12 protein-coding genes are annotated in these 13,613 nt (G+C 73.8%); 9 read left to right on the top strand and 3 right to left on the bottom strand.

Features of this window, described 5'->3' with window-relative positions:
• Positions 1-11: 11 nt before the first annotated feature.
• On the bottom strand, positions 12-1,676 hold the full coding sequence (locus DEI88_RS15165) for a PEP/pyruvate-binding domain-containing protein (RefSeq protein ID WP_111071873.1): 1,665 nt from the start codon (positions 1,674-1,676) through the stop codon (positions 12-14).
• A gap of 74 nt (positions 1,677-1,750) precedes the next feature.
• On the opposite strand from DEI88_RS15165, the gene DEI88_RS15170 reads away from it, so the two are divergent.
• From DEI88_RS15170 to DEI88_RS15210, 9 genes are all read left to right on the top strand, one after another.
• The gene (locus DEI88_RS15170) at positions 1,751-2,965 is read left to right on the top strand and encodes a cytochrome P450 (protein WP_220038141.1); all 1,215 of its coding nucleotides are present in this window, start codon (positions 1,751-1,753) and stop codon (positions 2,963-2,965) included.
• Positions 2,962-4,497, top strand: coding sequence for an aldehyde dehydrogenase family protein (locus DEI88_RS15175; RefSeq protein WP_111071874.1), 1,536 nt, complete (start codon positions 2,962-2,964; stop codon positions 4,495-4,497). Before DEI88_RS15170 ends, DEI88_RS15175 begins: the two co-directional genes overlap by 4 nt.
• Positions 4,494-5,564 (top strand): zinc-binding dehydrogenase, encoded by a 1,071-nt coding sequence (locus DEI88_RS15180; protein ID WP_111071875.1) that lies wholly within the window; start codon positions 4,494-4,496, stop codon positions 5,562-5,564. Before DEI88_RS15175 ends, DEI88_RS15180 begins: the two co-directional genes overlap by 4 nt.
• Complete coding sequence (locus DEI88_RS15185) at positions 5,561-6,307, top strand: phosphotransferase family protein (RefSeq protein WP_220038142.1); 747 nt, start codon at positions 5,561-5,563, stop codon at positions 6,305-6,307. The genes DEI88_RS15180 and DEI88_RS15185 overlap by 4 nt, the downstream gene beginning before the upstream one ends.
• 9 nt (positions 6,308-6,316) lie before the next feature.
• Positions 6,317-6,622 carry a hypothetical protein gene (locus tag DEI88_RS15190; RefSeq protein WP_220038143.1) on the top strand — a complete coding sequence of 102 codons (306 nt, stop codon included), beginning with the start codon at positions 6,317-6,319 and terminating at the stop codon, positions 6,620-6,622.
• Positions 6,619-7,728 (top strand): Rv3169 family protein, encoded by a 1,110-nt coding sequence (locus DEI88_RS15195; protein WP_111012973.1) that lies wholly within the window; start codon positions 6,619-6,621, stop codon positions 7,726-7,728. Before DEI88_RS15190 ends, DEI88_RS15195 begins: the two co-directional genes overlap by 4 nt.
• 95 nt (positions 7,729-7,823) lie before the next feature.
• Entirely contained in the window at positions 7,824-10,187 is a 2,364-nt protein-coding gene (locus tag DEI88_RS15200; RefSeq protein ID WP_111071876.1) for a PEP-utilizing enzyme, read from the top strand.
• A complete protein-coding gene (locus tag DEI88_RS15205; protein WP_111071877.1) occupies positions 10,184-10,999 on the top strand; it encodes a phosphatase PAP2 family protein in 816 nt (271 codons plus the stop codon). The genes DEI88_RS15200 and DEI88_RS15205 overlap by 4 nt, the downstream gene beginning before the upstream one ends.
• A gap of 122 nt (positions 11,000-11,121) precedes the next feature.
• Positions 11,122-11,889 carry a hypothetical protein gene (locus tag DEI88_RS15210; RefSeq protein ID WP_111025856.1) on the top strand — a complete coding sequence of 256 codons (768 nt, stop codon included), beginning with the start codon at positions 11,122-11,124 and terminating at the stop codon, positions 11,887-11,889.
• 12 nt (positions 11,890-11,901) lie between these two features.
• On the opposite strand, the gene DEI88_RS15215 is transcribed toward DEI88_RS15210, so the two are convergent.
• Together DEI88_RS15215 and DEI88_RS15220 are read right to left on the bottom strand one after the other, a co-directional pair.
• Positions 11,902-12,666, bottom strand: a complete 765-nt coding sequence (locus DEI88_RS15215) for an amidohydrolase family protein (protein ID WP_258375009.1) — start codon at positions 12,664-12,666, stop codon at positions 11,902-11,904.
• Positions 12,667-12,760: 94 nt separating this feature from the next.
• Positions 12,761-13,588, bottom strand: a complete 828-nt coding sequence (locus tag DEI88_RS15220) for an endonuclease/exonuclease/phosphatase family protein (protein WP_111071880.1) — start codon at positions 13,586-13,588, stop codon at positions 12,761-12,763.
• Positions 13,589-13,613: the final 25 nt, after the last annotated feature.

The raw sequence follows: 13,613 nt of genomic DNA on the forward strand, positions 1-13,613 counted from the left end.
GGTGCAGTCTGTCACCGTCCGGCGGCCCAGGTGTCGAGCCGCTCGAGCGCGCGCAGCGCCGCGGCCCGGTCGCCGCCCCGGTCGGGAGGCACGGGGCCGCCCGCCCCGTCGCGCGCGTCGGGCGAGCCGACCCAGACCCGACCGGAGGCACCGTCGACGGTCACGAGGTCACCAGCGCGGACGACCGCCCCGGAGGGGCCCGTCGCGGTGGCGTCGTCCCCGGCTCCCGTGAGCACGAGGTCACCGGCGCCGACCACGGCCGGGACGCCCCACCCCCGCGCGACCACGGCCGCGTGACTGGCCAGGCCGCCCCGGCAGGTGACGATCGCGACCGCGGCGGACATCCCGACGACGTCCTTCGGGCTGGTCTCACGACGCACGAGCACGACGTCGCCGTCCGCGGCGAGCGCCGCCTCGGACGAGAACACGACCGCCCCGGTGACGATCCCGGGCGACGCGCCGAGCCCGGTCACGAGCAGCGTCCCGCCAGCGGGAGCACCGTGCGCGTCGTCACCGTGCTCCGTGGCGGAACCAGCACCACCCGTCTCGAGGTCGCGCCGCGCCCGCTCCCGGACCTCCTCCGGGACGCGCGCCACGGCCTCCTCGGGCGTCAGCGCGACCTCCGGGTCGTCCACCAGGTCGACGGCGGTGCGCACGGCGGCGACCGCGCTGAGCTTGCCGGCGCGGGTCTGGAGGAACCAGAGCCGTCCCTCCTCGATGGTGAACTCGACGTCGCAGACGTGGCGGTAGTGGGCCTCCAGGCGGCGCAGCGCGGCCATGAGGTCGACGTACACCTGGGGGTCGAGGTCGGCGAGGTCGCGGACCGGCACCGGGTGCGCACTGCCGTCGACGACGTCCTCGCCCTGGCCGCGGACGAGGTAGTCGCCGTACGGGCCCGGCGCGCCGGTGGCCGGGTCGCGCGTGAACACGACGCCGGTCCCGGAGCGTGGTCCGCGGTTGCCGAACACCATGGCCTGCACGGTGACGGCGGTGCCGGCGTCGTCGTCGATGCCGTCGCGGGCGCGGTAGGCGCGGGCACGCTCGCTGTCCCACGACGCGAAGACCGCGGCGATCGCCTCGCGGAGCTGCTGCTCGGGGTCGTGCGGCACGGGCCGCCCGGCGAGCTCGGTGATCCGTCGTCGCAGCGTGCGGGCGTCCTCGGCGTCGGCGAGCGCCTCGACGGACACGCCCATGACGATCGTGGCGTACATCCGGAGGAAGCGCCGGTGGCTGTCCTCGGCGAAGGCGTCGTCCCCGGTGACCCGGGCGAGCCCCCGCACGGTGTCGTCGTTGAGCCCGAGGTCGAGGACCGTGTCGAGCATCCCGGGCATCGAGACGGCGGCGCCGCTCCGAACGGACAGCAGCAGCGGATCGTCCGGGTCGCCGAGCCGGCGGCCCATCCGCTCGCCGAGCGCCGCGACGTGTGCCGCGACGACGGCGTCGAGCGAGGAGGGCCACCCACCGTGACGCCACCGACGGAAGACCGGCAGCGCGATCGTGAACCCCGGGGGCACGGCGAGTCCCAGCGCGGTCATCTCGGCGAGGCCCGCGCCCTTGCCGCCGAGCAGCTCCGTGAGCTCGCGGGCGGGGACGCCGTGGTGGTGGTCGAGCGCGAACACGGCGTCGTCGAGCGCGCGGTCCCGCGGTTCGACGCTCGGCTCGGACGGGGAGGACATCACGGCGCTCCTGGGGTCGGAAAGGTGTTCCACAGTAGCCAGTTCGTCGCCGGACGCGACTACGGTTGGCGACCATGACGATCGGGAGCCCGACGGCGGGCGTCGACCTGATGGACCTCACCGCGTTCGCGGACGACCGCGAGATGGCGGTGTTCGCCGCGCTCCGGGAGCAGGACCCCGTGCACTGGAACGCCCCGTCGCACCGCGGGCCGGGCTTCTGGGCGCTCACTCGGTACGCCGATGTCAAGGCCGCGGCGAGCGAGATGCCGCAGCTGACGAGCGCCGAGGGCACGCAGATCCTGGACCGCAAGGTGGAGGGCGCGCTGCAGAGCCTCCACAACATGGACGGGCAGGAGCACGTCGCCCTGCGCCGGGTCACGATCCCGCACCTGCGGGCCGTGAAGATCCAGCAGTGGCAGGCCATGATCGACGAGGCCGTGACGCTCCTGCTCGACGAGGCGGAGGCCCGCGGCACCTTCGACCTGGTCGAACGCATCAGCGCCCGCCTGCCGATGCTCGTGCTGTCCCGCGTCCTCGGCGTCCCCGCGTCGGACGCGCCCCGCATGGTCGACTGGACGAACCGGTTGACGAGCTCCGACCCGGACCACCTGGTCGACGCCGACGCCCTCGCCGAAGCGCGGGACGAGGTCATGGGGTACTTCCAGCGCCTCACCGAGGAGCGTCGCGCCGACCCCCGGGACGACCTCATCAGCGTCATGGCGAACGGCAGCGTGGCCGGGCAGCCGCTCACCTGGAACCAGCTGGCGGCGTACTACATCGTGCTCGTGGCGGCCGGGAACGAGACCACGCGGCACCTCGTCTCGGGCGGCACGGTGGCGCTCCACGAGCACGACGCGTGGGCGCGGCTGGAACGTGACCGCGGCCTCCTGCCGACGACCGTCGAGGAGATGTTCCGCCACGTCAGCCCGGTCGCCGCGATGCGCCGGACCGCACTCGAGGACCTGACCATCGACGGGCGCGACGTCGCCGCGGGCGACAAGGTCGTCCTGTGGTTCTCGGCCGCGAACCGTGACCCCGCCGTGTTCGAGGACCCGGACGAATTCCGCCTCGACCGCACGCCGAACGACCACCTGAGCTTCGGGTGGGGCGCGCACTTCTGCCTCGGGTCACACCTGGCGCGGGCGGAGGTCCGGTCGTTCTTCGGCGCCGTGCTCGACCGCGGGATCCGGTTCGAGCTCGACGGGGAGCCGGAACGCCTGCGGGTGAACCTGTTCCGCGGGTGGGACCGCGTGCCGGTGCGTGTGGTCCGGACGGGAGGCGCGGCATGAGTCCCGAGACCGGTGTCAGCACCACCGCCGCTCCCGTCGACGCGGTCGTCGTCCCCGACCGCTCCGTGTTCATCGGCGGCGGCTGGGTCTCCCCCGACGACGAGGCCCCGCTCGACGTCGTGGACCCGGCGACGGAACGGATCATCGGCACCGTCCTCGACGCCTCCGCCGACCTCGCGCACCGCGCACTGCTCGATGCCCGGGAGGCCTGGCCCGCCTGGGCCGCGCTGCCACCGTCCCGACGTGCCGGGCTCCTCGACGCGCTCGCCGCGGAACTCGAACGGCACGGTGACGCCCTCGCCGAGCTCGCGACGCACGAGATCGGCATGCCCATCCGGGAGTCCCGCGCGGTCCAGGTCGACCTGCCCGTCAAGGTGCTCCGCTCGACGGCGGCGATCGCCCGGCAGCTCGCCTGGGACAGCCGCGACGCCTCGGGCAGCTCCGTCGTGCGCGAGCCGGTCGGCGTGGTGCTCGCGATCACGCCGTGGAACTTCCCCGTCCACCAGATCGTGGCGAAGCTCGCGCCCGCACTCGCCGCGGGCTGCACGGTCGTGCTCAAGCCGGCCGAGCTCACGCCGCTCAACGCGCTGTTCCTCGCCGAGCTCGGGCGCCGAGCGGGGCTGCCCGCCGGGGTGTTCGACGTCGTCACCGGGACCGGCGCGACGACGGGCGAGGCGCTCCTCCAGGACGAGACGTGGGACATGGTGTCGTTCACCGGCTCGCTCGCCGTCGGTCGGCACATCGGCGCCGTCGCCGGGTCGCGGATCAAGCGCGCGACGCTCGAACTCGGCGGCAAGTCCCCCGCGGTCGTGCTCGACGACGCCGACCTCGACCTGGCGGTGCGGACCACCGTGCGCAACTGCTTCACGAACGCGGGCCAGAAGTGCAACGCGCCGACACGGTTGCTCGTGCCGGCGGACCGGCTGCACGACGCGGTCCGGATCGCGGCGGAGTCCGCCGACGCGTACGTGCTCGGGGACCCGCTCGATCCCGGGACGACGATGGGTCCGGTCGTGTCGGCGGAGCAGCGCGCGAAGGTCCTCCGGTTCGTGGACACCGCACGAGCCGCGGGGGCGACGGTCGCCACGGGCGGCACCGCCGTCGACGGCACGGGGTTCTTCCTGCGCCCGACGATCGTCACCGACCTCGCCGAGGACGCCGAGATCGTCCGCGAGGAGGTGTTCGGTCCGGTCCTCGTCGTGCAGGGTCACGCGGGCGAGGACGACGCGGTCCGGATGGCGAACGACACCCCCTACGGCCTGTCGAGCGAGGTCTGGTCGGCGGACGAGGCGCGCGCGGCGGCGATCGCCCGACGCATCCGTGCCGGTCAGGTGCGGGTGAACGGCGTCCGCACCCCGGCCCTCCCGGTCTCGCCGTTCGGCGGGTACGGACAGTCGGGGCTGGGGCGCGAGATGGGGCCGTTCGCGATCGAGGAGTACCTCGAGGTGAAGGCCGTGCTCGGCGACCCCGTGCTCGATCCGACCGCGACCACCGCCGCACCAGCGGCCGCGGGGCAGGACCCGCTCGCGTGAGGGCCGCCGTCGTCACCGAGGCCGGTGGTCCGTTCGTCGTCCGCGACGACGTCGAGCACCGCGCGCCCGGCCCCGGCGAGGTCGTCGTGCGGATCCGCGCCGCGGGCCTCTGCCACACCGACCTGTCCCTGGCCGCGGGCGCGTTCGGACAGCGGCTCCCGGCCGTCCTCGGGCACGAGGGCGCGGGCGAGGTCGTCGCGCTCGGTCCGGCGGTGGACACCGTGGCGGTGGGCGACCGCGTCGTCGTGTCGTGGGTCCCCCGGTGCGGCCACTGCTCCGCGTGCCGCCGCGGCGAACCGTACATCTGCCGGAACCGCCCCCGATCGTCGGCGCAGGGCGCGGCGATGACGGCCGGCGGTGCGGACGTGGTCGCCGGGATGGGCACCGCGACCCTCGCCGAGGAGACCGTGCTGCCCGTGACCGCGCTCGTGCCGCTGCCCGAGGACGTGCCGTTCACCGTCGGTGCGCTGCTCGGCTGCGCCGTCCCGACCGGGTTCGGTGCCGCCGTCGACACCGCGCACGTCGCCCCGGGCGAGACCGTCCTGGTGATCGGGGCCGGCGCGGTCGGGCTCAACGCCGTGCAGGGCGCCCGGATCGCGGGTGCGACCACGATCGCGGCGGTCGACCCGAGCGCGGACCGCCGTCGCCTGGCCGCGGAGCTCGGCGCGACGACGACCGCCGCGCCCGGGGACCTCGACGGTGCCGCGCTGACGGACGGCGAGGGCTTCGACGTCGCGATCGACGCGGTGGGGTCCTCCGGGACGATCCGCGCCGCCTGGGACGCGACCCGGCGCGGTGGTCGGGTCGTGGTCGTCGGGGCGGGACGCACCGACGACCCGGTCACGTTCAGCGCCCAGGAGCTGTTCCACGAGCAGAAGTCCGTCACGGGCTCCTTCTACGGGTCGAGCGACATGTGGCGGCAGGTGCCGCGCATGGTCGAGGCCTGGCGGGCCGGCGACCTCCGGCTCGACGCGTTCCTCACCGACGTCGTGTCGCTCGACGACCTCGGACCCGCGGCCGCCCTCCAGCGCGCCGGCGAGGTCCTCCGCGTCGTGGTGACACCGTGACGCCCCCGCCGGTCACCCCGGAGGACCTCACCGCCGCCCTCCGCGCCGGCGGCAGCATCGGCCCGGACGCGGTGATCGACGCGGTCCACGCGCGGCCCATCGGGATCGGCGCGTTGGCCGACACGTTCCTCCTGACGCCGACCTGGAGGCGCGGGACCGGCCCGACGACGCTGGTCGCCAAGCTGCCGTCACGTGATCCGCAGGCCGCCGCGACCGCAGCGTCCATCGGCGCCTACGCGCGGGAGGTCCGGTTCTACGAGGAACTCGCTCCGCGCGCCACCGTGGACACGCCGGCGCACCTCGGCACGATCACCGTGGACGGGGAGCGCGTGGGCCTCCTGCTCGAGGACTGCTCGACCCTGGCGCCCGGCGACCAGCTCGACGACGCGCCCCTGGCGGTGCTCCAGCGTGCTCGGCAGCAACTCGCGGCGCTGCAGGCGCCGTTCTGGGACGACCCCGCGACGGCCTCCCTCGACTGGCTCCACCGCCGGCAGGGCGTCCCCATCCCCGGCATCCACGAGCGCATGCGGCGTTCGTGGTCGACCGCCGCCGATCGGATCGCCGGCGGCTTCGCCCCCGAGGAACTCGCCGCGATCGACCGGTTCGTGGGCACTGCCGACGCCTGGGCCGCTTCCCTGGACGGCCCGTTCACGGTGAGCCACCACGACTTCCGGATGGACAACCTCCTCGTCGGCACCGACCCCGAGCGGGTCGTCGTGCTCGACTGGCAGACCGTGGGCTGAGGCGCCCCGATGTTCGACGTGGCGTACCTGCTCGGCACGTCCCTCGGCCCGGAGCGGCGTCGGCGTGTCGAACGCGACGAGGTGGCCCGGCACGTCGACGAACTCGGCGCGGCCGGCGTCTCCTGGTCGTTCCCCGCGGCGTGGGAGGCCTACCGCCGTGCTGCCCCCGCCGTGCTGCTCATGCTCGTGCCGCCCACGGGGAGCGTGAAGACCTCGCCCCGGACCGACGCGATGTACCGCCGGCTCCTCCGTCAGGGCGCCCGCATGGTGCTCGACCTCGACGCGCTCGAGCTCCTGCCCACGGGGGCGGTGTGAGTGGGCGTCGTGGCGCGCCCGCCCACCAGGGCCTGGAGCGCTGGGACGACCTGCCCGTCCACCAGACGCCCGCACCGCTCGCCGTCCCCGCCACGGACGAGCCGCGCACCTACGAGCGGTACTGGTTCGCCGCCGCGAGCACCGACGGCGCCGCCATGATCGGCCTCGTCGTGACGGTGCACCCCGTCGTCGGGACGATCGACGCCGCGTTCAGCGTCTCCGACGGTGATCGCGCCGAGACCCTGTTCGTGACCGACGCGCTCCGCCATGGCCGGGAGGACCTGGTCGCCGGCCCCGTCCGGCTCACCCTGGTCGACCCCATGCGCGTGCTCCGGATCCGGGTCGACGGCCGGGACGGGTTCGCGGCCGACGTCGTGGTCACGGCGACCACACCGGCGATCACCGAGGACCGCGTCACCCGCGTCCGCGACGGTGCGGTCGTGCAGGACCGCACGCGGTACGTGCAGCTCGGTTCCGTCGCCGGGAGCGTCCGGTCACCGCTCGGCGCGTGGACGCTGGACCCGGTCGCCTGGCGTGCCGGTCGTGACCACTCCTGGGGCGTCCAGGAAGCCGCGCGCCCCGCAGCCGGTCCGGCAGGGGAGACCGGCGCACGCCCCTCGTTCTTCTGGCTGATCGGGGCGTTCGATGACGTCGCCGTGCAGGCCGTCACCCACGCCGAGGCCGACGGCACGCGGTACGGCGAGTACGCTGCCGTCGCCCCGACGCTCGCCACCGGGGCGGACGTCGTCGGACCGGGTGCCCGCCAGCAGGCGCGTCCGGTCCGCGGCGTCACCGTCGCGCGCTCCCCGGGCACCCGGCGCGTCGCCACCGCCCGCCTCGCCCTCGGCGGCGGGCACCCTGAGGCGCCGGACGACGTGCTGTCCGTGACGTCGCACCACGTCGTCCTCCCGCGTTCCGTCGGCTACGGACACCCGACCCGTGTCCCCGGCAGCGTGCCTCCCGACCGGCCGGTGATCGCCACCGAGTCTTGGACGATCGCCGACCTCGACCCGACGGCACCCGAGAACCACCGCTCACTGCAGTTCGCCCGGCTCGACCGCGCCGACGGCGGCGTGGGGTGGGCGTTCATCGACCAGTCCGGCTGACGCTCTGACGAGCGCACCCCTCGGACCGGCCGTCCGGTCCGAACACCCCTCGATCACCAACCGCGCAGCGCAGCGCACCGACACGGAGGACCGACATGGCCCAGCAGCTCACCGACGACGAGACCACCTTCGAGCAGGTCGGCACCGGCCTGACGGTCTACGAGACCGACGACCTCGTCGAGGGCGTGGCGAAGTGGCTCGAGACACCCGAGGACGTCATCGCCTTCGCCGACCTCGACGACGTGTCCGACGTCGTCGTGATCGCCCGCGGCGGCACCACGACCTTCCTGACGATGGCGCTCAACGCGGGCATCCGCGGGGTCGTCACGCTGCAGGGCGCACCGGAGAGCCACCTCGGCATCCTCTGCCGCGAGTACGGCATCCCGGCGGTGATGTCGGTCACGTTCGACAAGGGCGTCCGCACGCCGCGCGGCGAGGTGGTCCCCGCCGACGGCGTGCGGATCCGGCTCGACGTGTCGTCGCGGCCGGGAGGCACGGTGAGCGTCGAGCGCGGTGCTCCCGTCGACGACTCCCCGGCGCCCGAGAGCGCCGCCCCGGCGATGAGCCAGGAGGAGTTGGCGCAGATCATGCTCCTGCTCGAGAAGTTCGGTGGCGTCGTGCCGAAGGGTTCCGAGGGCGATGCCGTCATGCAGGCCGAGATGACCACCCGGGTGCTGTACACCGACGCGGAGTCGATCCACCGCGACCTCACGCGCGAGGAGGTCAACGAGGCGATCCGCTACTACACCTGGAACGAGTGGGACGCCCTCGCTTCGCGCGCCACCGAGGGTGAGTCCGGACTCATCCCCCGCCAGGAGTACGAGGCCATGGGGATCATGAACTGCTGGTTCCAGCACCCGCGGTGGCTCCGTGCGATCGAGGACCGGATCGGGATCGACGGCGTCGTCGACATCGCGTCGATCGCCAAGCGCGAGATCGGCACCAAGGTCAACATGCTGCACATCTGGGCGCTCGCCACCGCGCCGTCGTTCGGGCGGGGCATCGCGCTCGAGCTCGGCCTGCACGACGCCGACTACGAGGCCGATCGGATCCGCGACGCGTTCGGCGTCGTCCGTCGGCTCTACAACGGGTTCTGGGGCGACGGCCCGATCCTCACGTCGATGCAGGGGTACCGTGCCGAGGTCCTCGACCGCGACTGGATCGACCGCTTCGGCCAGGACCGGATCGCCCTGGGCGTGGACGCCGACCGCTCGACGTTCCAGCGGTTCCAGGGAGCCGCGGAGCTCATGGGGTTCCTGCTCCACTTCGACAACCGGCTCGGTGTGTCGGATCACGGGCCCTACCCGACCGATGACGGCGGGTTCGTCCTCGTCCGCGACATCTTCCTCAACGAGCCCGCCTGGCACTGGAACGACCCGGCCTCGCCGCTGCCCTGGTCCGTCACGACCGCGATGTTCTTCGGCCCGGACTCCGGCCTCGACGTCCAGGTCATCGACATCTCGACCGCGTTCACGAACCCGGCGAACTACGTGCCGTACATCCAGGGCGTGGCGGCGTACACCCGACCGACCTGGGACGCGCCGATGTCCGACATCGACGTCCTGTCGCTCGAGGACATGGCCGCCCTGCGCACGCAGATCGAGGCGCAGTCCGCCGCCCTGTACGGACGGATCGCGAGCATGGACCGCCGCGAGAAGATCGAGGCGGGCGCCCTCACGTACACCGCGGGCTTCGCGCTCCCGTTCGCCCGCGCCGCAGGCCTGCTCGACGAGCTCATCGCCGATCACGACTTCCTCGGGATCCACCCCGCGGTCGCCGCCTGCTACGACACGATCGTCAGCGGGGTCGCGACCGAGATGATCCCACGACTGTTCCTCACGGGGTCGTGGGGCAACCCCGTCCCCGAGACCGCCTCGACCGGTCTCGTCGCCGACGAGACCGAGTTCGCCGTCCTCCAGGCGCTGCGCGTCCGCGGGTTCGCCACGACCGAGCAGATCGCCGAGAGCACCGGGCTCGACGCCGCGGCGATCGACGCGACACTCGCCGCCACCGACGAGCGCGGACACACCCAGCCGACCGGGGGACGTCGGGCCATGCACACGCTCACGCCGGCCGGACGCGCCCGCGCCGTGCTCCTCGCGGGCGACCGACTCAGCGCCACGCAGCGCAGCACCGTGGCGGACGTGTACGAGTCGTTCCTGTTCCCGAACCGCGACGTCAAGCAGCTCACCGCGGACGCGCAGTCGGGAGCGGACGTCACGGAGCAACTCGAGGTCGTGCACGGGCAGATCGGAGCCGTGCTCGCTCAGCTCGGGGCGGTCGACCCGCGCTTCGGTCGGTACGGCGAGCGGCTCGAGCGGGCGATCACGGCCTACCGCGGAGGCGACCGGGACGCCCTCGCCCGGCCCCTGTCCGGCTCGTACCACGACGTGTGGATGGAGCTGCACGAGGACCTCATCGCCACGCTCGGGCGGGAGCGCACGGAGGACGACGAGTGACCCACGCCCACCGCACCTCCAGTCCGACGTCGGTGGGCCGGCGAGACGTCACCGAGTGGCGGAGCCCCGCGGGCCGACGCCTGGCCGACCGCCACCAGCGGCTCGTCGACCGGGTCGGCGCGCACCGGGCGCTCATCGGCCTGCTCGCCGTCGGGGGCGGGGTCGCGGCCGGCGCGACCTGGCTCGCGGCGACGATCTACGACGACGTGGCCGACCGCAACGGCATCGCGAGCCTCGATCAGCCCGCGCTCGCCTTGGCCAAGCGGCTCCGCTCACCCGCGCTCGACGGCACGGCGGCGGCGATCGCGCACGGGTTCGGCCCGGTCGGCATGCCCCTGCTCGCGGCGGCAGCGGGTGGTGCGTTCGCGCTCGAGCAACGGAAGGCCGCGCCGTTCACGCTGCTCGCCGCTGCCGGGCTCGGCTCGCTCGGCGTGACCGTCGCCGGCAAGCGGATCATCCACCGCCACCGGCCGGGCCGTCGTGACGCGATCCCGCCGTACGAGCGGTCGCCGTCGTTCCCGTCCGGGCACACGCTCAATGCGACGACGATCGCCGGGATCGTCGCGTACCTCCTCATGCTGCGGCAGCGTCGGCAGGCACCGCAGGTGGTCGTCGCCGGGTCGGCCCTCGCCACGATCGCTGGGGTCGGGCTGTCCCGGGTCCTGCTCGGCGCGCACTGGTTCACGGACGTCGCGGTGGGATGGACGACGGGTGCCGGGTGGCTCGCGACGGTCATCACCGTCCACCGACTGCACCTGACGACGGAGCACGGCAGGACGCCGGCCGCCACTGACATCGACGGCCGGCGCTGAGCCTCCCGGTCCGCGCATCCCGGAGGGCCGACACCGGTCCGCAGGTCACGATGCGGACACGGGGGCGTTGCGATTCGATGAATGCCGGTCACGGGAGCCTCCACGGCCCCTACGGTCGAGTGGTGACCGCTCGACCGCTGCTGCTGCCCACGCTCGTCGTGGGCGCGCTGTTGCTCGGCGGATGCAGCACCCCGGGGACCGCGGCGATCGCCGGGGCCACCACCGACGGGGCAGGCGCTGCCGTCGCCACGCCGCGCGTGGTCGAGACCGCCAGCCTCCTGAGGACCGATGGCGAGCCCAGCACCGACACGACGATCAGCGCCGCCAGCCTGCGGACCGTCGACGTCATCGAACTCGACGCCGAGCAGCTCCGCCTGTCCGACGGCGACGACCTCGTCGCGGTCGCGCCGATGACCGACGGCGACGCCACCGTGGGCCTCCTCCGTCGGCTGCTCGGCAAGCCGCGGATCACCCGCACGGCGGTGGGCGACGGCGGCACCTGTGTCCCGGCGAGCACGTCGTACACGTGGGGCCGAGGCCTCCGGGTCGTCGACCTCGCGCAGACGTCCACCCGCGGGAACGCCGTCGACATCCGCATGCTCAAGGCGTCGATCACCGGACGGTCGGGGGCCACCGTGCACCTCCAGGGGCCCAACGGTGTCACGGTCGGCGACGACATCCGCGAGCGCGTCGCCACGGCCTCGGGCCGCGACAAGGAGTCCTACGCCTCGGGCGACCGCGCGAACTGGCAGATCGTGCTGCAGGAGGGCTGGGTCCTCGATCCGGACGCCTCCGACGCCGAGGTCGACGGCGTCTCCGCGATCACGAAGGGCACCGAGGTCGCCGTCATCGGATCGCCCATGCCGGTGCACTCGTCCGACGACTGCTAGTCCGCGCCGGTCTCAGTCGAGCGGGGTCCCGACCCGGTAGAAGGCGACCGCGTTGTCGACGAGCACGGCCCGGGCGTCGTCGGGATCGAGCCCCTCGACGGCCACGGCGACGTCCTCGTCCCGGAACGGTCGCCGCGCTCGCGTGCTCGGCAGGTCCGTCCCGAACAGGAGCGCGCGCGGGTCGACCCGGTGGACGGCGGCGAGGGTCTCGCGCACGTCGAGGTCCACGCGGCCGAACCCGGTCGCCTTGACACGGAGCCCGCGCTCGACGAGACGCAGCAGGACGTCCCGGTGCGCGTGCGTCATCCCGAGGTGGTCGACGGAGGCACGGGGCAGCGCCCGGAGCACCGGCTCGAGTTCGGCGAGATCCGCCGCGTCGAGGTACAGCTCGACGTGCATGCCGACGACGTCCCACGCTCGACGCCCGAGCGCCACGAGATCGGTCACCGCCGTGGATCCGCCGCGGTACAGGTTGCAGCGGATCCCCCGGACCCCGGCCGCGGCGAGCGCCCGGAGTCCGTCGTCGGCGATGTCCGTCGGCACGTTCACGACGCCGACGAACGACGGTCCGAGGCGGTCCAGCGCGTCGAGGAGGTACGTCGTGTCGACGCCGTGGAACGAGCCGGACACCACGACGCCGCCGATCACGTCGACCGCCGCCGTGCGGGTCCGGTAGTCGTCGACCGTGAACCGCGGTGGGAGGTACCCGTCGTTCGGCACGAGCGGGAACCGCGGATCGATGACGTGGAGGTGGCTGTCGAAGACCTGGATCGGCACGCCGCCATGATGCCCACCCATCCCCGCGAGATCGCACCCGCTGCCGCTCTGGAGCTCCCGAGAGGGGCAACGAGTGCGATCTCGCGGGCGGGCGTCAGACGCCCAGGACGAGCCGCGCCACCACCGGGAAGTGATCGCTCGCCGACCAGGTGCTCGGGTCGTCATGGTCGATGCGGATGCCCTCGACCTCCACGGGTCCGCGCGTCAGGATCCAGTCGATCCGGACGCCCCCGTCCACGGGCGGCTCCCAGCCGTTGAAGCTCGACACGGGGTCGTCGGCACCGGCGCGCGTCCAGGCGTCCGCGAACCCCGCGACCGCCAAGCGTTCCGACGCCGCGGCGACCCCCGCGCCCTCGTTGAAGTCCCCCGTGACGACGACCGGCCCGGAGGCATCGGCGAGGCGCGCGGCGATGAGGTCCGCGCTCATCCGGCGCACCTCGGCGCCCCGGGACGTCTGGACGTAGTCGGTGTGGGTCGTCAGGAGCGTGAAGCGCTCGTCGGTGACGAGGTCGTGGAAGCGCCCCCAGGTCGCCATCCGGACGTGTGAGGTGTTCCAGGTGTTCGACCCGACGGCGTCCGGGGTGTCCGACAGCCAGAACGCGCCGTCCTCCTCGACCGCCACGCGGTCCCGTCGGTGGAACACCGCCGCGTACTCGCCGCGCTCGCCGCCCTCGCGTCCCTGGCCGATGTCGCCGTACTCGGGCAGCGCTGCTCGGAGGTCCTCCATCTGCGCGTGGAACGCCTCCTGCACGCAGAGCACGTCGGGGTCGTTCCGCCGGATGATCGCCACGAGCAGCGGCAGGCGGTCCGCCCAGTCGTGCGCCGGGTCGTGGTGGTGGTTCTTGACGTTGTAGGTCATCACCGTGAGGGGCACGGCGGTGCGGAGCGTCGCGGCTCCGCCGGTCGTGGAGGGACTGCTCACGCCGTCGACGCTATCGTGCGCCCGT

It is taken from the genome of Curtobacterium sp. MCBD17_003 (assembly GCF_003234885.2).
Classification (GTDB): Bacteria; Actinomycetota; Actinomycetes; order Actinomycetales; family Microbacteriaceae; genus Curtobacterium.